This window comes from Mycobacterium sp. NGS61 (assembly GCF_059812325.1).
Genome location: NZ_JCALCL010000009.1, coordinates 86114 through 109109 on the forward strand (window position 1 = coordinate 86114; position 22996 = coordinate 109109).

Annotated in this window: 19 protein-coding genes; 9 read left to right on the plus strand and 10 right to left on the minus strand. The window is 65.6% G+C overall.

The annotated features are described in order from the left end of the window. Positions 1-38 precede the first annotated feature (38 nt). The 6 genes from AC5Y3Z_RS18420 to AC5Y3Z_RS18445 all read left to right on the plus strand — a co-directional run bounded on the left by AC5Y3Z_RS18420 (position 39) and on the right by AC5Y3Z_RS18445 (position 10384). Positions 39-1460, plus strand: coding sequence for a condensation domain-containing protein (locus tag AC5Y3Z_RS18420; RefSeq protein WP_463824828.1), 1422 nt, complete (start codon positions 39-41; stop codon positions 1458-1460). Between the two features lie 139 nt (positions 1461-1599). Then, positions 1600-4587, plus strand: coding sequence for an MMPL/RND family transporter (locus AC5Y3Z_RS18425; RefSeq protein ID WP_463824829.1), 2988 nt, complete (start codon positions 1600-1602; stop codon positions 4585-4587). Positions 4588-4639: 52 nt separating this feature from the next. Further along, positions 4640-5740: an acyltransferase PE gene (pe, locus tag AC5Y3Z_RS18430; protein WP_463824943.1), complete on the plus strand. Its 1101-nt coding sequence runs from the start codon at positions 4640-4642 to the stop codon at positions 5738-5740. A 25-nt stretch (positions 5741-5765) separates the two neighbouring features. Next, positions 5766-6812: an NAD(P)H-dependent amine dehydrogenase family protein gene (locus AC5Y3Z_RS18435; protein ID WP_463824830.1), complete on the plus strand. Its 1047-nt coding sequence runs from the start codon at positions 5766-5768 to the stop codon at positions 6810-6812. A 249-nt stretch (positions 6813-7061) separates the two neighbouring features. After that, on the plus strand, positions 7062-7481 hold the full coding sequence (locus AC5Y3Z_RS18440) for an MmpS family transport accessory protein (protein WP_463824944.1): 420 nt from the start codon (positions 7062-7064) through the stop codon (positions 7479-7481). Next, positions 7478-10384 carry an MMPL/RND family transporter gene (locus AC5Y3Z_RS18445; RefSeq protein WP_463824831.1) on the plus strand — a complete coding sequence of 969 codons (2907 nt, stop codon included), beginning with the start codon at positions 7478-7480 and terminating at the stop codon, positions 10382-10384. Before AC5Y3Z_RS18440 ends, AC5Y3Z_RS18445 begins: the two co-directional genes overlap by 4 nt. Positions 10385-10482: 98 nt before the next feature. Here AC5Y3Z_RS18445 and AC5Y3Z_RS18450 read toward each other — a convergent pair whose 3' ends face one another. The 5 genes from AC5Y3Z_RS18450 to nadD are packed head-to-tail and all read right to left on the minus strand — an operon-like array spanning position 10483 to position 13827. Then, positions 10483-11313, minus strand: coding sequence for a DegV family protein (locus AC5Y3Z_RS18450; protein ID WP_463824832.1), 831 nt, complete (start codon positions 11311-11313; stop codon positions 10483-10485). Positions 11314-11362: 49 nt separating this feature from the next. Further along, entirely contained in the window at positions 11363-12127 is a 765-nt protein-coding gene (gene octT / locus AC5Y3Z_RS18455) for a diglucosylglycerate octanoyltransferase (protein ID WP_463824833.1), read from the minus strand. After that, on the minus strand, positions 12117-12788 hold the full coding sequence (gene gpgP / locus AC5Y3Z_RS18460) for a glucosyl-3-phosphoglycerate phosphatase (RefSeq protein WP_463824834.1): 672 nt from the start codon (positions 12786-12788) through the stop codon (positions 12117-12119). Before gpgP ends, octT begins: the two co-directional genes overlap by 11 nt. Beyond that, a complete protein-coding gene (gene rsfS / locus AC5Y3Z_RS18465; protein WP_463824835.1) occupies positions 12785-13165 on the minus strand; it encodes a ribosome silencing factor in 381 nt (126 codons plus the stop codon). The genes gpgP and rsfS overlap by 4 nt, the downstream gene beginning before the upstream one ends. Beyond that, on the minus strand, positions 13162-13827 hold the full coding sequence (gene nadD / locus AC5Y3Z_RS18470) for a nicotinate-nucleotide adenylyltransferase (RefSeq protein WP_463824836.1): 666 nt from the start codon (positions 13825-13827) through the stop codon (positions 13162-13164). The genes rsfS and nadD overlap by 4 nt, the downstream gene beginning before the upstream one ends. A 44-nt stretch (positions 13828-13871) precedes the next feature. Here nadD and AC5Y3Z_RS18475 point away from each other — a divergent pair, with 44 nt between their 5' ends. The 3 genes from AC5Y3Z_RS18475 (at position 13872) to AC5Y3Z_RS18485 (ending at position 15624) form a co-directional block, all read left to right on the plus strand. Further along, the gene (locus AC5Y3Z_RS18475) at positions 13872-14105 is read left to right on the plus strand and encodes an AbrB/MazE/SpoVT family DNA-binding domain-containing protein (RefSeq protein ID WP_463824837.1); all 234 of its coding nucleotides are present in this window, start codon (positions 13872-13874) and stop codon (positions 14103-14105) included. Further along, the gene (locus tag AC5Y3Z_RS18480; RefSeq protein ID WP_463824838.1) at positions 14089-14517 is read left to right on the plus strand and encodes a type II toxin-antitoxin system VapC family toxin; all 429 of its coding nucleotides are present in this window, start codon (positions 14089-14091) and stop codon (positions 14515-14517) included. Before AC5Y3Z_RS18475 ends, AC5Y3Z_RS18480 begins: the two co-directional genes overlap by 17 nt. 114 nt (positions 14518-14631) lie before the next feature. Further along, entirely contained in the window at positions 14632-15624 is a 993-nt protein-coding gene (locus tag AC5Y3Z_RS18485) for a class I SAM-dependent methyltransferase (protein ID WP_463824945.1), read from the plus strand. 2 nt (positions 15625-15626) lie between these two features. On the opposite strand, the gene AC5Y3Z_RS18490 is transcribed toward AC5Y3Z_RS18485, so the two are convergent. From AC5Y3Z_RS18490 to AC5Y3Z_RS18510, 5 genes are all read right to left on the minus strand, one after another. Further along, positions 15627-17069 (minus strand): vWA domain-containing protein, encoded by a 1443-nt coding sequence (locus AC5Y3Z_RS18490; protein ID WP_463824839.1) that lies wholly within the window; start codon positions 17067-17069, stop codon positions 15627-15629. Then, positions 17069-17944: an AAA family ATPase gene (locus tag AC5Y3Z_RS18495; RefSeq protein WP_463824840.1), complete on the minus strand. Its 876-nt coding sequence runs from the start codon at positions 17942-17944 to the stop codon at positions 17069-17071. Before AC5Y3Z_RS18495 ends, AC5Y3Z_RS18490 begins: the two co-directional genes overlap by 1 nt. A 16-nt stretch (positions 17945-17960) precedes the next feature. Further along, positions 17961-19220 (minus strand): glutamate-5-semialdehyde dehydrogenase, encoded by a 1260-nt coding sequence (locus AC5Y3Z_RS18500; protein ID WP_463824841.1) that lies wholly within the window; start codon positions 19218-19220, stop codon positions 17961-17963. Between the two features lie 101 nt (positions 19221-19321). Further along, positions 19322-20728 carry a mechanosensitive ion channel domain-containing protein gene (locus tag AC5Y3Z_RS18505; RefSeq protein WP_463824842.1) on the minus strand — a complete coding sequence of 469 codons (1407 nt, stop codon included), beginning with the start codon at positions 20726-20728 and terminating at the stop codon, positions 19322-19324. Further along, a complete protein-coding gene (locus AC5Y3Z_RS18510; RefSeq protein WP_463824843.1) occupies positions 20725-22908 on the minus strand; it encodes an adenylate/guanylate cyclase domain-containing protein in 2184 nt (727 codons plus the stop codon). The genes AC5Y3Z_RS18505 and AC5Y3Z_RS18510 overlap by 4 nt, the downstream gene beginning before the upstream one ends. Positions 22909-22996: the final 88 nt, after the last annotated feature.

A 22996-nucleotide genomic window follows, 5' to 3' on the forward strand; every position in this document is an offset into this window, starting at 1 on the left:
GCGGCCGCACCGGGGTAGCGCAGACCCGGGAGGAAATATTGCGCATCGGGAAAATCACGATCGGCACCATCAATCAATGGAGCTTTCGGCCCGGGACGGTTATCTCCTGGCACCCGACCGATGCAGCGCGGGAAAAGGCACGGCAGGCTCCGGTCAGTTCGGTTCCGGTCAGCTACATGCAGGCCCAGCATCTGCGGAATTATCACGAGCGCACCTCCGCTGGACTCGACTTTTCCCGGCTCATACTCGCCGGCTGCGAGGTTCCCGGTCACTGCGATATCGACATCATGGATCGAGCACTCAACGCCTACCTGCGCCGCCACGACACCTACCGCAGCTGGTTCGAATGCACCGACACCGGTGATCTGGTCCGCCACACCCTCGCCGATCCGACGGACATCGAATTCGCTCCGGTCAATCACGGTCAAATGGATGCCGACGAGATTCGGCGGCATGTGATCTCCACACCGAATCCCCTGGAATGGGGTTGCTTCAGCTTCGGCATCGTGCAGAGTGACGACCAGTTCACCTTCTATGCCAGCATCGATCACGTCCACGGGGACGCGACGCTGATCGGCATCACCATGCTGGAATCTCACGCGATGTATCAGTCGCTGACCGCCGGCAACGGACCGCTCGCCTTGCCCGAGACCGGCAGCTACGACGACTTCTGCGTCCAGCAGCGTGACTTCACCGCGCAGTTGACCGAGGATTCGCCACAGGTGCGCGCCTGGATCGACTTCGCCGAGAACAACGGCGGCGGCTTTCCCGAATTCCCGCTTCCGCTGGGCAATCCGCGCAAGCCGTCCGACAGCGACATGGTCACCCTCCAACTGATGGACCCGGAGCAGACGGCCCAATTCGAATCCGCGTGCGACGGTGCCGGCGCCCGGTTCATCGGCGGCCTGTTCGCCTGCATGGCCCTGGTCGAACATGAGTTCACCGGTGCCCTGACCTACTACGGCCTGACCCCGCGCGATACCCGCCGCACGTCGGAGAATTTCATGACCCAGGGCTGGTTCACCGGCTTGGTCCCGATCACCATTCCGATCGCCGCGGCATCGTTCGGGGACGCGGCGTGGGCCGCGCAGAATTCCTTCGACTCGGGCCTGGACATGGCGAAGGTCCCGTTCTACCGGGTGCTGGAGTTGGCCCCTTGGCTCAACTGGCCCCGGCCGAATTTCCCGGTCTCGAATTTTCTGCACGGCGACGCGGCTCCGCTCAACGCCGTGTTGGCCGCCGCCGACATGGGTTATGCCGACAACATCGGGATCTACTCCGACGGCCGGTATTCCTATCAACTGACCATCTACATATTCCGGTACGGGCAGGGCACTTCGATGGCGGTGATGTTCCCCGACAACCCGGTCGCGCAGAAGTCCGTCGCCCGCTACCTGCAGGCGATGAAGTCGGTGTGCACCCGAGTTGCTGAGAGCGGTGATTGGGGCCGCGTTGCGTAGTGTGGGGTAGTTCGATGGATAGCGCTGTCCCGAAATGCCCGGTCTCCGATCCGGCGCGGTGCGCCGTTTCGCGCGGAATGGCAAGTGGGACAACGAGTGTCGCTGGGGGGCGCACGCTGGGACCGGAGGTGGGGACGCAGTGCGACGGCTAGCCGATGTAGTGGTGCGCTGGCCCTGGCTGGTGATCGGGCTGTGGGTTGCGATCGCCGTCGCCCTGCCGCTGACGATGCCGTCGCTCAACGAGATGTCCCAGAAACATCCGCTGTCCATCCTGCCCAGCGACGCGCCGTCGGCCGTCACCGCCCGCAAGATGACCGAAGCGTTTCACGAGTCCAGCTCGGAGAATTTACTGCTGGTGGTCCTGACCAACGACCGCGGGCTGGGACCGGCCGACGAAGCCGTCTACCGCAAGCTGGTGGCGGATTTGCGCGGCGACACCAGAGATGTCGTGATGGTGCAGGACTTCATCGGCACCCCGCCGCTGCGGCCGGTCTTGACCAGCAAAGACAACAAGTCGTGGGTGCTGCCGGTCGGACTGGCCGGCGAGCTGGGCACACCCCGGTCCTACGCCGCGTTCGGACGCGTCTCCAACGTCGTCAAACACAACGTCGCCGGAACGCCGCTGACCGCCAACCTGACCGGGCCGGCAGCCACCGTCGCCGATCTCACCGCCGCCGGCGACCACGACAGACTGCCGATCGAGATCGCCATCGGGGTCCTGGTGCTCGCCGTCCTGCTACTCGTCTACCGCAACCCGGTCACCATGTTGCTGCCGTTGACGGCGATCGGGATGTCGCTGCTCGTCGCGCAATGCCTGGTGGCCGGGTTCTCCCAGCTGACCGGGTTCGGCGTGTCGAACCAGTCCATCGTGTTTCTGAGCGCGATGATCGCCGGCGCCGGCACGGACTACGCCGTCTTCCTGATCAGCCGATATCACGACTATCTGAGGGACGGCGCCGATTTCGACGACGCGGTGCGCCGGGCCTTGATCTCCATCGGGAAAGTGATCGCCGCGTCCGCCGCCACGGTGGGCGTCACCTTCCTCGGCATCAGTTTCGCCCGGATGGGGGTGTTCTCGACGGTCGGTGCGTCCTCAGCGATCGGGATCGGCGTGGCGTTTCTGGCCGCGGTGACCTTGTTGCCGGCCATTCTGGTGATCGCCGGACCACGTGGCTGGGTCCGGCCCCGGCGCGATCTCACCGCCCGGTTCTGGCGGCGGTCGGGAATCCGCATTGTGCGCCGTCCGACCGCCCATCTGGTGGGCAGCGTCCTGGTGCTGATCGCGCTGGCGAGCTGCGCAGCCCTGGTGCGCTACAACTACGACGACCGCAAGGTGGTGCCGGCGTCGGCCCCGAGTTCGATCGGGTACGCCGCGCTGGAACGCCACTTCCCGGTGAACCAGTCCGTCCCTGAATACATCCTGATCCAGTCGCCGCACGACTTGCGCACCCCGAAGGCGCTCGCCGACTTGGAACAGATGGCGGACCGGGTCAGTCAGTTGCCCGACATCGCCAGGGTCAGCGGCATCACCCGGCCCACCGGCGTGGTGCCGCAGGAGTTCCGCGCCACCTACCAGGCGGGTGCCGTCGGCGCCCGACTCGGCGGCGCGTCCGACGTGATCAACGACCACAACGACGACCTGAGCAAGTTGGTCAGCGGCGCCAATACGCTGGCCGCCAACCTCGGCGACGTGCGCGGCCAGGTCAGCCAGATGGTGGCCAGCATGCAGGGTCTGACCGATGCGTTCGCCTCCATGAAAACGCAGTACGGCGGCGAGAAGCTGGTGCGGGAGGTAGTGACCGCGGCCAAGCTGGTCAACAGCATCAACGCCCTGGGCAACTCGATGGGAGTGAACTTCAGCGCCGTCCGGGACATGTTCGCCTGGATCGGGCCGGTATTGGCGGCATTGCAGAACAACCCGGTCTGCGACGCCGACCTCTCCTGCAGTGACACCCGCGTCCAGTTCCAACGACTGGTCGGGGCACGTGGGGACGGCAGCCTCGACCAGATCAACGAGCTGGCCGGACAGCTGCAGACGTTCCAGGACCGGCAGACCCTGAACGCTTCGGTGGACCGGCTGCGCGCCGTCCTCACCGGCTTCACCCGAGCGATGCACTCATTGGGACTGGACCAGCCCGGCGGCCTGCAGTCGGGCCTGACCAATCTGCAACAGGGCGCCGACCGGTTCGCCGGGGGTAGCCGCCAGCTGGCCGACGGCGTGGAACAACTGGTCGACCAGGTCCGACAGCTGGGTGACGGGCTCGGGGAGGCGTCGGCGTTCCTGTTGGCGATGAAGAACGAAGCAGCCGATCCGTCGATGGCGGGATTCAACATTCCGGCCCAGCTGCTGCATCTGGAGGAGTTCAAGAAGGCCGCCAAGATGTTCATCTCGCCCGACGGTCGCTCGGTGCGCTACCTGGTGCAGACCAAACTCAATCCGTTCGGCGCCGAGGCGATGGACCAGGTCAACGCGATCACCGACGCAGCGCGAAGCGCCCAGCCGAACACCGCTCTGGCGGACGCTTCGATATCGATGGCCGGATATCCCGTCACCTTGCGCGACACCCGCAACTACTACGAGCGCGACATCCGCTACATCATCGTGGTCACCATCCTCGTCGTGCTGCTGACCCTGATGGCGTTGCTGCGCGCGGTGGTCGCGCCGCTGTATCTGGTCGGTTCGGTGATCATCTCCTACCTGTCGGCGGTGGGCATCGGCGTTGTGGTGTTCCAATTTCTGCTCGGTCAGCACTTGCACTGGAGCGTTCCGCCGTTGGCGTTCGTGGTGCTGGTCGCGGTGGGGGCCGACTACAACATGCTGTTCGTCTCCCGGATGCGCGACGAGTCGCCGCACGGCATGCGCTACGGCGTGATCCGCACCTTGACCTCGACCGGCGGCGTGATCACCGCGGCCGGTCTGATCTTCGCCGCGTCGATGTTCGGTCTGCTGTTCTCCAGCATCGGCACGGTGATCCAGGCCGGATTCGTGATCGGTGTCGGGATCCTGCTGGACACCTTCCTGGTGCGCACCGTGACGGTGCCCGCCATCGCTACCCTGGTCGGAGCGGCGAGTTGGTGGCCGTCCCGGCTCAGGTCGCGGGAGTCACCGGGCGAGCGGGTCGACTAGGAGCGGGTGTATGCACAACTACGGGACTGAGCCGGACGGGCGGGGTATGCCGATGAAGAAACTGCTCGCAGGGGTCACCGCGCTGGTAACCGTCTGCGCCACAGGATATTTCGGCGTCGGCCTGGCAAATGCCGACGAACCACCCGCCGACCCGCCGACCCCCGGTGGTAACGCCTACGCACTGGGTGGCGCCCACGTGCTGGGCATCCCGTACGACGAGTACATCCGTCGCGAAGGCGACGAATGGTTCCCGGGTCTGCGACGCCAGATCGTCAATTACCCGGCCGGTCAGGTACAGGGCCACGTACTGGGCCGGATCTTCCCGGGCATCGGCCAATTGGACGAGTCCTTTCCCGGCCTTGGTGCGGACGGTCCGAGTGTCGGCGAGTCGGTGGTGGTCGGTGAGGACAATCTCTACTCGGCGATCCGCGCCGGCGGCCCGGGCACCGCGATCGGACTGTCCGAGGGTTCACTTGTCCTCAACGCCGTGCAGGCCCGGCTCGCCAACGATCCGACTGCTCCCCCGCCGGACCAGTTGACGTTTGCCACTTTCGGCGACCCGGTCGCGCGGCACGCCTTCGGGCAGAGTTTCCTGACCGCGATGTTCCCGGTCGGGTCGGTGGTACCCGCGTTGGACTACACCATCCCGCCGCCGGTGGAAAGCCAATACGACACAAGCGTTTTCGTCTCCGCCTACGACTCGATCGCCGACTTCCCGGACCGGCCGGACAACTTGCTGGCCCTGGCCAACACGCTGGTGGGCCTGGCCACCGGGCACACCGCGGTCGCCTTCACCAACCCCAGCATGGTGCCGCCGCAGAACATCCGCACCACGGTCAACTCCCGGGGCGCCAAGACAACGACATACCTGATCCCCGAGCGGCATCTGCCGCTGATCCTGCCACTGGGCTACCTCGGGGTGCCGGACGAACTGCTCAGTCAGATGGACGCCGAACTGACCCCGATGGTCAACGCCGCGTATTCGCGCAACGACGATCCGCTGACCGCTCCGATCCAGGTGGACCCGGTGCGTGGGTTCGACCCCGCGGCCGTCACCGCCCCGGCCACCCAGGCCACCTTCGGTGGCGGCGCGGATCCGATGTCGCAGATACTCTCCGGGGCGCTGGCCGTGTTGGGTCAGGGCCACCACTGAGCAGGCGCGTGCAAAGGAGAACCCGATGACTGACCGTCCCCTGCGGGTGATCCAGTGGACGACTGGCAACATCGGGCGGCGTTCGTTGCACGCCATCATCGGCAGGCCCGACCTGGAACTGGTCGGGGTCTACGCGCACGGCGCCGACAAAGTCGGTGTCGATGCCGCCGATCTGTCGGGCTGGCCGAAACCCACGGGCATCCAGGCCACCAACGACATCGACGCGCTGCTCGCGCTCGGTGCCGACGCCTGTTGCTATAACCCGTTGTGGCCCAACATCGATGAGTTGGAGCGGCTACTGGAGTCGGGGGTGAACGTGTGCTCCAGCGCGGCGTGGATCACCGGTGGCAAACAGACACCGCAGGACCGCGAGCGCATTCTGCAAGCCTGCCAGCGCGGCAACTCGACGATCTTCGGTAGCGGCGCGCACCCGGGCATGACGAACATGGTCGCGATGGTGCTCAGCGGGTCCTGCGAGCGGGTGGATGAGATTCGCATCACCGAGTCGGTGGACTGTTCGACCTACGAGTCGGCCGGAACCCAGACCGCGATGGGCTTCTCGCAACTCCCCGACACGCCGGGATTGGCCGAGAGCGTGCGGCGGGAAAGCGAAGTGTTCGCCGAATCCGCCGCGATGATGGCCGACGCGATCGGCGCGCGGCTGGACCGGATGACCTTCGACGTCACGTTCACCGCCGCGACCGGCGACAGCGATCTGGGTTTCATGACCATCCCCGCCGGGACCGTCGCCGGCGTACACGGCTACCACCGTGGCTGGGAGGGCGAGCGCAACGTGGTCAGCGTCGGGTTCAACTGGACCATGGGCGACCACGTGGTTCCGCCCAAGCCTCTGGAGCACGGGCACGTCATTCAGGTGTTCGGGTTGCCCAACATGCGTACGGTGCTGCACTGTCTGCCGCCACGGGACTGGAAAGAACCCGGGTTCATGGGCCTGGGCATGATCTACACCGCGCTGCCGGTCACCAATGCGGTACCGGCGGTGGTGGCCGCCAGACCGGGCATCGTCACACTCGCCGATCTGCCACCCATCACCGGCCGGTTCGCACGCTAGGGTCACTGCCGGGTTGGTTGTCGCCGCCGCGCCCCGGCTGTGCCGTTGGACACGTCGCGGCCACCCCGAGGAACGCTCGCGTGCACTAAGGGTTAGCATACTTAGCCGAGCAAAGATTCTCCTCGGCAATGTCCGGCGGGCGGGAAGCAAGCTCTTCGATCAGATGTTGCATCGTGCGATCGGCGTGCGGAAGGCGGTGGCTGGGCGGTGGCGTTGAAGACCGGTTCGCTCGGAGGTACCGCTGCCCGCCTGCTCAAACGAGCGTGGATCCCGTTGGTCCTGGTGGTGGTGCTCGCCGTCGCGGGCCTGGCCGTGTCGCGGCTTCACAAGATATTCGGCTCCCAGGATCTCAATGCCAACGCCGGCGCCGGGATCGAGATCGTGCAGTTCAACCCCAAGGTCGTCACGTACGACATCTACGGCTCGCCCGGCGCTACCGCCAACATCAACTATTGGGACGCCGACGCCAACACCCATCAGGTCAATGCCGCGACGTTGCCGTGGTCGTTCACCATCTCGACGACGCTGCCCTCGGTGAGTGCCAACATCATGGCCCAGTCCGACGGCAGCCAGATCGGCTGCCGTATCACCGTGGACGGAATCGTCAAGGAGCAGAAGAACTCCGACGGCGTCAACCCGCAGACCTTCTGCCTGGTGAAGTCCGCATGAGCAACCTCGAAGACACCCGGGGTGCGGCGACCGGCCCGATCAACGTGCAGGACCGCGCCGACACCACCGCGCCCGCTGCCCGCCCGCACCGCCCCGCCATCCCGCACGCCATCCGCCTCTTCGCGATCCCGATCATCCTGGCCTGGGTGTTCGTCACGGTGCTGGTGAACGTCGTCGTCCCGTCACTGGAAGTCGTCGGCGAGCAGCATTCCGCCCCGATGACCCCGCTGGACGCGCCGTCGATGAAAGCGATGATGCGCCTGGGCCACAACTTCAAGGAGTTCGACTCCAACAGCACCGTGATGATCGTGCTGGAGAGCCAGGGACCGCTGGGCGACGAGGCGCACCGCTACTACGACAACCTGATTCGTCAGCTTCGCGAGCAGCCCAAACACGTTCAGCACATCCAGGACTTCTGGGGCGACCGGCTGACCGCGGCCGGCGCCCAGAGCGCCGACGCCAAGGGCGCCTACGTGATGTTGAATCTGGGTGGCAATCAAGGCACCACCGAAGCCAACGAATCGGTGGAAGCGGTACGCAAGGTCATCGATAAAAACGCGGTGCCGGCCGGGCTGAAGGTCTACGTCACCGGCCCGGCTGCGCTCAGCGACGACATGCATGTGATAGGCAACGCCAGTCTGGCCAAGATCACCCTGTTCACGCTGGGCGCGATCGCCATCATGCTGCTACTGGTCTACCGGTCCATCGTCACCACGCTGGTCCAGTTGTTCATGACGTTCGTCGCACTGGCTTCTGCGCGCGGCGTCGTCGCGGTATTGGCCTACCACAACGCATTCGGGCTCACCACGTTCGCTGCGAACATCCTCACCATGCTCGCGATCGCCGCCGGTACCGACTACGGAATCTTCCTGGTCGGGCGATATCAGGAAGCGCTGCGCGCCGGTGAGGACCGGGAAACCGCCTACTACACGACATTTCGCGGCGTGGCCCCCGTGGTGCTGGGCTCGGGTTTGACGATCGCGGGCGCCACCTACTGCCTGAGTTTCGCGCGGCTCCCCTGGTTCAACACCATGGGTGCACCGGTGGCGATCGGGATGCTGGTGGTGGTGCTGGCCGGCGTCACATTGGGTCCCGCGGTGGTCTTCGTGGGCAGCAAGCTGCACCTGTTCGAGTCCAAGCGGGCAGCCAAGCAGGGACGCATGTGGCGACGGGTCGGCACCGCGGTGGTGCGTTGGCCCGCACCGGTTCTCGCGGTCAGCACCGCGGTCGTCCTGATCGGCATGGTTGCGTTGCCGAGCTTCAAGACCAGTTACAACGACCGTTTCTATCTGCCGACCGCCGCCCCGTCCAACCAAGGCCAGGAGGCCGCGAACCGGCACTTCTCCGAGGCGCGGATGAACCCCGACATGTTGATGGTCGAGGCCGACCACGACATGCGCAACCCGGCCGACATGCTGGTGCTGGACCGAGTCGCCAAGAACGTGATGCGCACCGTGGGCATCGCGATGGTGCAGGACATCACCAGACCGCTGGGCATCCCAATCCAGCACAGCTCCATACCTTTTCAGAACAGCATGCAGAGCCAGACCACGATGCAGAACATGGCCTTCCTGCAGGACCGAATGGCTGACATCACCAAGATGGCCGACCAGATGCAGTTCATGATCGAAACGATGCAGCGCATGTACAAGGTGACGCAGGATCTCTCCAGTGCCGCCGACGACAGCGCCAAGACCACGGCCGAAACCGCCGAGATCACCAACCGACTGCGCGACCACATCGCCGACTTCGACGACTTCTGGCGTCCGATCCGCAGTTACTTCTACTGGGAGAAGCACTGCTTCGACATCCCGATCTGTTGGTCGTTGCGGTCACTGTTCGAGTCGCTGGACGGATTCGACCAGCTCGCAGGACAATTCGACGAACTGACCAAGGACATTCAGCGGACCGCTGCGGCCACCCACCAGATGCTGGTGTTGATCCCGCCGATGATCACCACCATGAAGACGACGAAAGCGTTGACACTGACAATGCAGGCCACGTTCAAGGCCATGCTCGATCAGATGAAGTCGCTGAGCGACACCGCGATTGTGATGGGGCAGAGTTTCGACACTGCCAAAAACGACGACATGTTCTACCTGCCGCCGGAAGCGTTCGACAACCCGGACTTCCAGACCGGCCTCCGGATGTTCCTGTCGCCGGACGGAAAGTCGGCACGCTTCTTCATCACCCACCAGGGTGATCCGATGTCGCCCGAAGGCATTGCCCGGGTGGATGCGGAGCGCACGGCCGCGCAGGAAGGCCTCAAACAGTCCTCGCTGTCGAATGCGCTGGTATATCTCGGTGGTACCGCCGCCACCTTCAAGGACATGCATGACGGCGCCAAGTACGACCTGATGATCGCCGTGGTGTCGGCCCTGACGCTGATCTTCATGATCATGCTGCTGCTCACCCGCAGTGTGGTTGCGTCGATGGTCATCGTCGGAACCGCGGCCAGTTCCATCGCGGCGTCCTTCGGGTTGTCGGTGCTGATCTGGCAGGACCTGTTCGGCATCCGGATCCACTGGATCGTAATGGCGTTGTCGGTGATCATCCTGTTGGCCGTCGGGTCGGACTACAACCTGTTGCTGGTCTCCCGGTTCAAAGAGGAGATCCACGCCGGGCTGAAAACCGGGATCATCCGGTCGATGGCCGGCACCGGCGGAGTGGTGACGGCGGCCGGACTGGTGTTCGCGTTCACCATGGCTTCCATGCTGGGCAGTGACCTGCGAGTGCTCGGCCAGTTCGGGTCCACCGTCTGTATCGGTCTGCTGCTGGACACTCTGATCGTGCGCACCTTGCTGATGCCGTCGATCGCCACGCTGCTCGGGCGCTGGTTCTGGTGGCCGCAAGTGGTGCATCCGCGCGGCGACAACGCCCGACGCACCTTCGCCCGGACGTGACCTCGCAACCGGTCAGGCTGTGCTGACCCGGTAGACCTCGATCTGTTCCGGAACGCCCTTGAGTTGTTGCGGCCCAAGGCTTTCTGATGCGCCGAAAACTATTCGGCCAGTTGGAGACACACCGCAATCGCTCCGTCGCCGACGTGCAGCGCAAGCACCGGACCCAGCGGCGTGACGATCGCCGGTTCACACTTCGGTAGCCGTTCGGCCAGCGCCGCCGCCACGTCCTGCGCGCCCGCCGGGTTGGCGACATGGTGCACCGCGAGCGCAGCCGGGTGCTCCCCCACCAATTCACACACCTGATCGACCAGCGCCGTGAGAGCGCCCCGGGTAGTCCGGATCCGTTGTGCCAGAACCAGATTTCCATCGTCGATGTGCAACAGTGGCTTGAGCGACAGGGCGGTGCCCAACCACGCCTTGGCACCGCCGATCCGGCCGCTGCGGCGCAGATTGTCCAGCCGGTGCACCACCATATAGGCGTGCGTCAGCGACACCCCGGACGCTGCGGCAGCGGCGACGGCAGCCAGATCCTCGCCCGCCGCAGCGGCGCGCGCGGCGGCCAGCGCCAGGAATCCGGTGCCCATTGCCGTCGATTTGGAATCGATCACCCGTACCGCCGGTCCGAGGTCGGTGGCGACGAGTTCGGCGGCCCGGTAGGTTCCGGACAACCCCGACGAAATATGCACTGCCACAACGCCGTCACCGCCGCTGTCGGCCAGCGCCTGTTCGTATGCGCCCCCGAGCTCAGCAGGAGTCGCTGCCGCGGTGGTGGCGTTGCGCTTGTGGATGTCGGCGGGGATGTCGTCCACGCCGTCACGCAGGTCGGCGTCATCGAGCAGGATGTGCAGCGGGACCTCCCGGATACCCCACGTGTCGCGCAGATCGACCGGAATCCGCGACGAGCTGTCAGTGACCACGACGACGGTCACCGGCGCCGCTCCTTCCCATCGCTACGCTCTGCATCGTCACCGGCGCGGCTCACGGTCGGCGGGATTTCTCGCTCGGCGCGCTAGTCTTCTGCACGGCTTCGGCCAGCGCCTTGAGCATCAGTTCGGCGACCGCCTGATGCGCTTCGAAGTTCCAGTGAATGCCGTCGGGATTTCCTCGCCCGCTCATGATCTCATCCGCGACAGCGGCTTTGAGGTCCACCAACGGAACATCATGCTGTTGGGCCCATTCGGTGATCGCTGCGACGGTTCCCGCGCGCCCGTGGTGCGCCTTGCCGTATGTCTCGGCGATGTGCACCGACGGCAGCGACGCCACAATCGGAATGCCAGGCCGGTTGAAATCGATTGCACCGCGGGTTTTTTCCAGGTAATAGGCGGTCAACCGGGGAGGAAGGGCGGGCCTGGCCACCGGCGAAAACCGTGGCTGGAGCCAGCCGTATCCGTCGCGGACCCAGCGCCGCAACCGGGGCGGGCGCACGTACCGGATCAACTCACGCAACGCGGTCGGCCACACCGACGGCAGTGAGTCCATCCCACTGGTAGCGAAGATCACCGCGCCGGCCCGGGGCAGCGCAGCCCAGGAGCGGGGGTCCTGAGTCGCTGCCCACCACACGTCACGACAGGTCCACCCGATGCGCCCGATCAAGTCGACATCCCAACCCAGTTCAGCGGCAACGATATTGGGCCAGATGCGCGGATCGTCTGCTGGCAAACCACCGGCGGGCCCGTAGTAGGACAGCGAGTCGGCGAAGATCAACAGGGTCGGTTTACCGACCGGTCGGTATTCAGAGGACATCGTTGGACACCTGCGCCGAGGCGTTCCACACGTCCAACCGCCACCCGATCTCGTCGAAGCCGGCGCCACCCTCGGAATGCCCGGACAGTTGCACCCAACTGCAGTTGCCCATGCCACCCAGGATCGGCCAGTTGGCGACCGGCAACTTCAACAGCGCCGCCGACAGCGCGGCGATCAGGCCGCCGTGCGCGACCAGGACCACGGGGCGCTCCGGGGCGCCCGCATCCCCCCACTCGGGCGCGCCGGCGACCAACTCCGCGACCAGCGGCACACTGCGGGCGGCAACGTCGACTCTGCTCTCCCCGCCGTGCGGTGCCCAGCGGGCGTCTTCGCGCCACGCCAGCCGGGCCCCCGGAACGTCGGCGTCAATCTGGCTGTGCGTCATACCCTGCCACTCGCCGAGGTGGGTCTCGCGCAGTCGCGCGTCCACCCGCACCGGCAGTCCGGTCTGCTCCCCCAGGCTGGTCGCGGTGTCATAGGCGCGGCGCAAGTCCGACGACACGATCAGCAGGGGCTGCAATTTGCCCAGCACCTCTGCCGCCGCAACCGCCTGAGCGCGGCCCAGCTCACTCAGGTCCGTGTCGAGCTGACCCTGCATGCGGCTGCCCAGGTTGTAGTCGGTCTGCCCGTGTCGGAGCATCACCAACCGGCGCGCGGTCATGGCGCGTCCACCTCCGGGTCGGACAGGTCCACCGGAACCACGGGGCAGTCTGCCCATAGCCGGTCCAGCGCATAGAAGTTGCGGTCGTCCTGGTGCTGGATGTGCACGACGATGTCGCGGTAGTCCAGCAGGGTCCAGCGGCCTTCCCGCGCCCCCTCGCGGCGGGCCGGTTTGTGACCGGCCTGGCGCATCTTCTCTTCCACTTCGTCGACGATCGCATTGACCTGGCGCTCGTTGGACGCCGAAGCGATCACGAAGCAGTCGGTGATGACCAGCTGGCCGGAGACATCGATGACCAGCACGTCGTCGGCGAGCTTGGCGGCCGCAGCGTGGGCGGCCACCGTGGCCATGTCGATCGCTTCCTGATTTGCGCTCATGTGCTTTTACCGGCGGCCAGGCTGCGGGCGGCCGGGTCCTCGCTTTCCTCGGGTGCCCGGTAGAGATGCCGCTTGGAGACGTACTGCACGACGCCGTCGGGCATCAGGTACCACAGCGGCCGGCGCTGCGCGGCGCGCTCCCGGCAGTCGGTCGACGAGATGGCCAGCGCAGGAACGGTGATCAGCGTCAGCGCATCCTCCGGCAGATCGCTCAGCACGCCGGTGATGTGGTCCTGGCTCAGCTCGTAGCCCGGCCGGCTGACCCCGATGAACCGCGCCAGCTCGAACAGTTCCTCCCAGCGTTGCCAGGACAGGATCGAGGCCAGCGCGTCGGCTCCGGTGATGAAGTACAGCTCGGCATCGGGGTTCAGGGTGCGCAGTTCCCGCAGCGTGTCCTTGGTGTAGGTGGGACCGCCGCGGTCGATGTCGACGCGGCTCACCGAGAAGCGGGGGTTGGATGCGGTGGCGATCACCGTCATCAGATACCGGTCCTCAGCGGCGGACACATTGCGGGATTTCTGCCACGGCTGGCCGCTGGGCACGAACACCACTTCGTCGAGCGCGAACGCATGGGCCACCTCGCTGGCAGCGACCAGGTGGCCGTAATGAATGGGATCGAACGTCCCACCCATCACTCCCAGCCTGCGCAGCCGCGTTTGCATGGTGTGCCAGCTTACTGGAGCAGCGGTCACGGTATTCTCTAGGCATGCGTGCAACCATTGACAAGGCAGGTCGATTGGTTATTCCTAAGCCATTGCGAGATCAGCTGGGCCTGCGACCGGGCGAGGTGGAGGTGACGGCCGACGGTGCGGCCCTGCGAGTCGAACCCGTCGCCGGGGAGTCGCTCGGGGAGCGGGACGGCCGTCTGGTGATTCCGGCGGGTGGGGCCGACATCGACGACGCCGTGGTGCGGACGCTGCGCGATGCCGGCCAGCGCTAGATCCGGCACGCTGCTGGTCGACACCAGCGTCGCGGTTGCGCTCGTCGTCGCCGACCATGCCCAGCACGAGCAGACCTTCCGCGCGCTGCGCGGGTGCGACCTGGGGTTGGCGGGACATGCCGCTTTCGAAACGTTCTCGGTGCTCACCAGGTTGCCGCCGCCGGCCCGCCGGACCGCGGCGACCGTCGCACGATTGCTCGCCCAGACATTCCCGGAAACCAGATATCTCGGTGCGCGCGCGGCCACCGCACTGCTTGACGATCTGGGAACGATCGGCATCGCCGGCGGCACCGTGTATGACGCCCTGGTCGGCGCCTCGGCCAATGAGCACCGCCTACCACTCGCCACCCGCGACCGGCGGGCACTGGAGGTTTACCGCGCATTGAATGTGCAGATCGAGTTGCTCAGCTGAACCGAGACGTCCTTTTGGTGCGATGGCGCCCCATCGGGAGCTTCAATCGTGTACAAGGAGTCTGTGGAAAATTCGCTGCCAACAACAGATCAGGCGCAGCAGTGGCGAGACGCCATGACCAAGCGGGTCTACACCCGATCGGTGGTCACCGGTGAGATATCGCTGCCGGCTATTCCGAGCATGCTCGAGGAATACGTGCAGATGTGCAGCCGGATCTTCAGCGGGGTCGGACGGGAATTCAACGAAGACGAGCTGGCCCATCTGCGCAAGGTGCTGGAAGGCCAACTGGCGGAGGCCTATTCCATCTCGCATCGTTCGAACATCGTCATCTCCTACAACGCCCCCGTCGGCCCGACGCTGCACTATCAGGTCAACGCTCGATGGTTCACCGTGGCCGAGGCTTACGAGAACTGGATCGCCACTCGCGAGCCACCGTTGTTCGGCACCCAGCCCGACGCCCGTGTCTGGGCGTTGGCCGGCGAAGCCACCGATCCCACCACACATCGGATACTCGAAATCGGTGCGGGCACCGGACGAAACGCGCTGCCACTGGCCCGGCGCGGGCATCCGGTCGATGTGGTGGAGCTGACGCCCAAGTTCGCCGAAATCATCCGCACGCAGGCGCGTCAGGAACAGCTCGACGTACGCATCATCGTGCGCAATGTTTTCGAGACCACCGATGACCTGCGGCGCGACTATCAACTGATCACGCTGTCCGAGGTGGTGTCCGATTTCCGGACCACGCAGCAGTTACGCGGCCTGCTCGAGCTCGCCGCCGAATGCCTGGCTCCCGGCGCACAGTTGGTGTTCAACGCATTCCTGACCCGCAACGGTTTCGAACTCGACAGTGCCACACGTGAATTCGGGCAACAGGCGTACACCAGCATTTTCACCCGCCAGGAACTCGACGACGCAGTGGCCGGTCTGCCTCTCGAACTGATCTCCGACGAGTCGGTGTACGACTACGAGCAGGCCCACCTGCCGCCCGGTGGGTGGCCGCAAACCAGTTGGTATGCAGCGTGGGTCAGCGGATTGGACGTGTTTCCCGTCGAGCGCGAGAACAGCCCGATCGAGATGCGCTGGTTGGTGTTCCGCAAAACCAGCTGAACTCAGACGGGCAGCAACTGGTCGATCACGGCTGCCAGCTGCTTGGCCGACCGGCATTCGTGCATGGTGATCACGTCCTGGTAGCGCGGTACGGCCGAATCACCGCTGCCCCAGAGGTGTTTGGGCTCCGGGTTGAGCCAGTGCGCATGCCGGGCGGCGGTGACCATGTCGTCGAGCACGTCCACCGCCGGGTTGCGGTAGTTGGTGCGGCCGTCGCCGAGGATCAACAACGAACTGCGCGGCGACAGCACATTCGGGTTGCCCTGCATGAATGTGACGAATGCATTGCCGTAGTCGGAGTGCCCGTCGCGGGCATACACACCCGCCTCGCGGGTGATCCGCTGAATAGCCACCGCCAGATCGGCCTCCGGACCGAACATGTGCGTCACCTCGTCGGTGGTATCGATGAAGGCGAACACCCGGACGCGGGAAAACTGCTGTCGCAGCGCATGAACCAACAACAACGTGAAATGACTGAACCCGGCGACCGACCCGGACACGTCGCACAACACCACCAGTTCCGGGCGCGCTGGACGGGGCTTCTTGAGCACCACGTCGATCGGCACGCCGCCGGTGGACATCGACTTGCGCAGCGTCTTGCGCAGGTCGATCGATCCCGCGCGGGAGCGACGCCGCCGCACAGCCAGCCGGGTCGCCAGGGTGCGCGCGAGCGGCGCGACCACGCGGCGCATCTGGCGCAGCTGGTCACCCGACGCGCGCAGGAACTCGACGTTCTCGGAAAGCTGCGGAATGCCGTACATCTGCACATGCTCCCGGCCCAGTTGCTCGGCGGTCCGACGCTTGGTCTCCGCGTCGACCATCTTGCGCAACTGCGTGATACGCTGCGCAGCAAGCGCTTTGGCGATCTGTTCCTGACTCGGGGTGGGCTCGTCGCCGTAGGGGGCGAGCAACCCGGCCAGCAGCTTGCCCTCCAACTCGTCCAGCGCCATCGCCTTGAGCGCCTGGTAGGAGGAAAACGACGGGCCGCGGCTGGAATTGTATTTGCCGTAGGCCTCCACGATGCTTGCGATCATCTGCACCAGCCGCTGGTCCATGTCGGCGAGTTCAGGGTGCTCGGTGAGCAGGTCCAGCAGCAACTGGCGCATTGCCTCGACATCGTCGGGCGGCAGCGCGTCCGGGTCTTCGGACCCGTCACCTTCAGTGACCACGGCGCGGGCGCCCAGCGCGGCGGGAAACCACAGATCGAACATGGCGTCGTAGGTCTCCCGATGCTCCGGTCGGCGCAACACCGCACACGCCAACCCTTCGCGCAGCACCTCACGGTCACCCAACCCCAGCGTGGCCATCACCCGTCCGGCGTCCACCGTCTCCGACGGGCCCACCGAAATCCCGCTGCCGCGAAGCGCTTCCACGAACCCGACCAAGTGTCCGGGCAACCCGTGTGGGGCGAGTGGCCGGCTGGGCCGGATGCGTCGGGTAGCCATCAGTTGAGCCTTAGTTCTCCGGCCGCGCGCTGCTGGTCGGACTGGTGTTTGAGTACCACCCCGAGGGTGGCGGCGACGACCGCGTCGTCGATGGTGTCCATCCCCAGCGCCAGCAGCGTGCGGCCCCAGTCGATGGTCTCGGCTATCGACGGCACCTTCTTGAGCTGCATCCCGCGCATCACCCCGATGATGCGCACCAGTTCCTCGGCGAGGTGTTGCGGCAGTTCGGGCACCCGGGACAGCAGGATCCGACGTTCCAGCTCCGGGGTCGGAAAGTCGATGTGCAGGAACAGACAACGACGTTTGAGGGCCTCGGACAGTTCGCGGGTGGCGTTGGAGGTCAGCACCACCAACGGTGTTCGCGTCGCGGTGATGGTGCCGAGTTCGGGGACGGTCACCGCGAAGTCTGAAAGCACCTCCAGCAGCAGACCTTCGATCTCGATGTCCGCCTTGTCGGTTTCGTCGATCAGCAACACCGTGGGTTCGGTACGGCGGATCGCCGTCAGCAACGGCCGTTGCAGCAGGAACTCCTCGCTGAACACGTCGTCCTTGGTGGCCTGCCAGTCACCCGAGCCGGCCTGGATTCGCAGAATCTGCTTGGCGTGGTTCCACTCGTACAGCGCGCGGGCCTCGTCGACGCCCTCGTAGCACTGCAGACGGACCAGACCGGAGTCGGTCGCCTGCGCAATCGCCCGCGCCAGTTCGGTCTTGCCGACCCCGGCCGGGCCCTCCACCAACAACGGCTTGCCGAGCCGGTCGGCCAGGAAAACCGCAGTGGCAGTAGCGGTGTCGGGCAGGTAACCGGTCTCGGCCAGCCGGCGCGAGACGTCGGCGATGTCGGCGAACAGCGGCACGGGCCGCGCGGGCACGCTCATCTATGACTCCTAGGGTTCAGGCCGGACGGGTGTGGCCGTCACCCCACACAATCCACTTGGTCGAGGTCAGCTCCGGCAACCCCATCGGGCCGCGGGCGTGCAGCTTCTGGGTGGAGATGCCGATCTCGGCGCCGAACCCGAACTGCTCACCGTCGGTGAACGCGGTCGACGCGTTCACCATCACCGCCGCGGCGTCCACCTGCTCGGTAAAACGTTGCGCGGCAGCAAGATCGGTGGTCACGATGGCTTCGGTGTGCCCGGTGCCGAACTCGTTGATGTGCGCGATGGCACCCTCGACACCGTCGACCACGGCCACCGCGATGTCCATCGCGAGATATTCCCGACGCAGGTCCTCCTCGCCGGCGTCGAGATGCACGGTGACGCCGGCGTCCTGCAGGACACTGAGCAGCCGCGGCATCGCCTGCCCGGCGATCGCGGCGTCGACCAGTAAGGTCTCCGCGGCGTTGCAGACACTGGGCCGGCGCGTCTTGGAGTTCAACAGGATTCGCTCGGCGACGTCGAGGTCGGCGGCGTGGTGGACGTAGACGTGACAGTTGCCGACGCCGGTCTCGATGGTGGGAACCTGCGCGTCCCGCACCACCGCTTCGATGAGTCCGGCGCCGCCGCGCGGGATGGCCACGTCCACCAGGCCGCGCGCCTGGATGAGGTGCGTGACGGTGGCCCGGTCGGCCGAGGACAGCAGCTGGACAGCGTCGGCCGGCAGGCCCTGGCCGACCAGCGCGCGACGCAGCACCGTGACCAGGGCCTCGTTGGATCGCGCGGCTGAGGAGCTGCCGCGCAGCAGGGCCGCGTTGCCGGACTTCAGGGTGAGACCGAACGCGTCGACCGTGACGTTGGGGCGGCCCTCGTAGATCATCCCGACCACGCCGAGCGGAACCCGCTGCTGGCGCAGCTGCAAACCATTGGGCAGGGTGGACCCGCGCAGCACCTCGCCGACCGGGTCGGGCAGTCCCGCGACCTGACGCAGACCGGCGGCAATGCCGTCGATCCGCTGCGGACTCAATGCCAGCCGGTCGAGCATCGCGGCCGGAGTGCCGGCTCGCCCGGCGACGTCCAGGTCCTCGGCATTGGCGGCGAGGATCGCCTCGACGTCGGCCAGGATCTCGTCCGCCGCAGCGTGCAACGCGCGGTCTTTGACCACCGTGGGCGTTGCGGCCAGAACGCGGGCAGCCACCCGGGCGCGTCGGGCGGCATCGTGCACCTCCAGGCGCAGATCGGGTGCCGGCACGCTGCGGGCGTGGGCTTGCACACTCATTAGCCCAGGGTATCGGGCTTAATGCCACTCAGTCGGGCTGGGTCAGCCGGACTTCTGCTTCGACCACCGTTACAGGGTGCTGAGGTCGGGCCCCTGGAGGGTCAGCTGACCCTCTCCCGCCGGGAGATGCGCCGCGCGGTACTTTGCCGTTCCTCGATGATTCGGCCCAGGTCCTGGAGCAGCATCGGCTTGTTCATCACGATCTTTTCCAGGTGTTCGCGGTCGATCTCCAGCGCGGTCACTTCGTCGAGCGCATACGCACCCGCCACGTTGGGTTGCCGAGTCAGCGCGGTGACACCGATGAAAGAACCTTCATCCAGAGTCGAGACCGGCACCATCACGCCGTCCTCGTCGGTCACGGTCAGTCGCACTCTGCCGGCGATGAGGAAGGTCATCGCAGTGGGCACCGCTCCCGGGTACTGCACGACCTCGTCCGCGCCGTACCGCACGATTCTGGCGTACGGGGCGAGGAACTGCTGGTCGGTCAGGGTGAGCCGCAGCTCGCTCGCCACCACGGTGCGCAGGGCTTCCATGACCCGGGCGGGCGTCGAGAAATCATCCTCGGCGCCGTCGAGGTGCAGTTGCTGCCGCCGCGCGGTGTACCAGATCCAGCGCAGGAAGGTCGACTGCGTGGCTCCTTCGTCGGCCGGTGAGGTGACCATGAGCGTGGTGCGGTATCCGCCGCCGCCCAGGGCGATCGAGGCCGGAACGGTACCGGCCTGGATGAGCGGCAGCCCGCTGGCGACCGTCGACAGCATGGCGCACACCTGGTCCGGCGGGTCCGTGGTGGCGAAGGTGGTGGTGATCGAGCACTTGTGCGGGCCCGCCGGGCGGCTGAGGTTGGTGAACGCCGTGCTGGCCAGCATCGAGTTCGGCATGATCCGCAGTCCGCTGCCGGTCTGAATGTGTACGGCCCGCCAGTTCACTTCGATGACGCGTCCCCGCGCCGTCTGGGTGTCCAACCAGTCGTTGATCCGGAACGGCTGTTCGAACAGCATGAACAAACCCGACACGATCTGGCCGACGGAGTTCTGCAGCATCAACCCGATGACCACCGACGTGATGCCCAGGGCGGTGAAAACGCCGCCGACGCGGACGCCCCAGATGTAGGACAGGATCACGGCCAGGCCGAGCCCGATCAGCGCGAAGCGAGCGACGTCGAGGAAGATCGCCGGAACCCGCTTGCGCCAACTCTCTTCGGGCGCACCTTCGAACACGGTTGCATTGAGCCCGGATAGCAACAGCACCAGGACCAGGAACCCGAACAGCGTGGTGAGTAAGCGAACCGGGGCGTCGCCGGCCGGAATCTGGGAAGTCTTGACCAGCAGCAGCAACAGCGCACCGAGCGGCAGCAGCCAGTTGCGCACCATGCTGACCTGCCGAGTGAGCCGACTCCGTCGGCGAACGAGCGAGTGTTGCAGTTCGGTGAGCAGGATCAACCCGAGCGGAAAGCCGATCGCCACCGCAAGTGCCCAGTAGAACCACGAAGAATGCAGCGGATTCGTCATTGTCGCTCGATCAGCCGGTAGATCGTCTGTTCGGTACCGCCAACCAGGATGGTGCCGGCCGGTGTGAACTTACGGGTGTCACGCATCGCCTCGTACACCTGTGCCGCCACATAGATGCCGGGTTGCGGTGCGCCGCTGTGCATCTGGTATGCGAGGCTCACCGCCGCGCCCCACATGTCGTAGACGAGTCCGGACTGGCCAACCAGTCCGCTGACGACGTTTCCCGTGTTGATGCCGACGCGCAGGCCCAGCACGTGCCGACTCTTGCTGTTGAAACGCTCGATGACCCGCCGCATTTCGAGCGCGAATTCGATGCTGCGGTGGATGCTGTCGAGCCGCGGTGTGATGACGCCGCAGCTGGCGAGATAACCGTTGTGAAAGGTTCGAATCCGTTCGACGCCGCGGGCTTCGGCCGCCGCATCGAACTGACGGAACAGATCGTCGACGACTTCGACCAGTTCCTGTCCGGTCAGGTCGTTGGAGATCTCGTCGACCCCGACGATGTCGGCGAAGATAATGGCAACGTCCTGATGCATTTGCGCGACGGTGGCCTCCCCCTCGCGATAGCGCTGGACGACGGACTCCGGCATCAATGCCAGCAGTAGCCGGTCGTTTTCTCGGCGTTGCTCGTTGAGAAGCTCTTCCTTGATCGCAAGATTGCGACTCATTTCATTGAAAGCATTGGTGAGATCTCCGATTTCGTCACGCGACGTGATCGGGATCGTGACCTCGTAGTCACCGGAACTGATTTTCTGGGTGCCCAGCTCCAACCGCCGCAACGGGCGAACAGCGGCCTGCGCAATGAGCATCGAAGCCACACTGATCACAAAGATCATCGCCGTGACCGCGACCGCCAGCGTCTTGCTGAACCGTCCCAACCGCGCGAAGGCGTCCGAATCATCCCGGGTTGCCAGGATCGCCCAGTGCAGGTCGGAGTTCGGAATGTCCAACGGCGCATAGGCTTCCAGCTCTTGGTTGCCGGTGTAGTCGGTGCCGCGCATGACGCCGGTCTCGCCGCGCAGCGCGGCCTGCACGCCGGCACTCTTGACCGGCTGCACCAGCGTGGTGCCGCCCAGTTTCATCGCCCGGTCCGGGATTTCGGACGACGTGCCGGTGGCGATCACCTGATGCCGGTACTCTTTGGGATCTTCCAGGAAAAGCCGCGAATCCGAACGCATCAGGCCATCGGGACCGGTCAGGTACGTCTCGGTCGCCGCACCCATCCCGGCGGCTTGCCAATGCTTGTCGGCGGTCATGATCTTGTTGATCTTGGCGATCGGCAACGGCAACGCCATCACGCCGTCGATCTTGCCGTCGATGCCGATGGGTGAGACCGCCCACGCGGTCGGAGCGCCCAGCGCGGGCTGGTAGGGCTGGAAGTCGGTGATCCAGACGTACTCGACATCGTTGGACCGCAACGCTTTCCGGTACGCATCACGCAGATTGGATTCCCGATAGGGCCCGGTCAGGATATTGGTGCCGAGGTCCGGCCCCTTGCGGACCGAGTACACGACATTGCCGTCCAGGTCGAACAACAGCGCATCCCGGTAGTCGAACCGGTTGACGATGTCACGCATGTAAAAGTCGTAGCGCGCGTTGGCCGCCGACCAGGCGCTGCCGTCGCCGGCATCCAGCACCGGCTCCGAGTTGGGGCGCACCGCGGCGGTGTAGTTGGCCTGCAGGTACTTCTGGGAGTTGGTATTCGGCAGGACTGCGTTGAGATCGATCTCCTCCCCGGTCACCTGCTTGACGGGCTTGATCATCTGGTTGTCGTAATAGCTCGTGATCGCCTGCTGCTGGGCGGGGTTGATCGTCGCGGTAGCCAGTTGACTGAACCCCGCGGTGAGCGCCAGCACAGCCTGGTTGACGCTGAATCCGCCGCTGTAGACGTCCAGAGAGTTGGCCACTTCCGAGAACAGCGCGTCGATCTGGCGCTTCTGGGATTCGCGCAACTCGATGAGCCGCTCGGACTCGACTTCCCGCAACGCACTGCGGCCGGAGAGAGCACCGATGAGGCCGATCACCGCCACCGACAGGATGCTCGAGAGTAGTAGGGCGACAAGTATTTTAGACTGGATACTTACCCGGGAGCGGATGCGAGACAGGAACCCGGTGGCGCGCTTCTTACCCGGAGCACTCTCAATCTCCGGTGCTGCCTCTGTTGGCTCAGCCGACGTCAATCGGCTTCCCTTCTGCCGCCGGTTCGTTACGGGTCTCCGATCTTGGTGCACACTAGTTCGCGGGCTGCCGCTAGCGGGACTCCGCGCA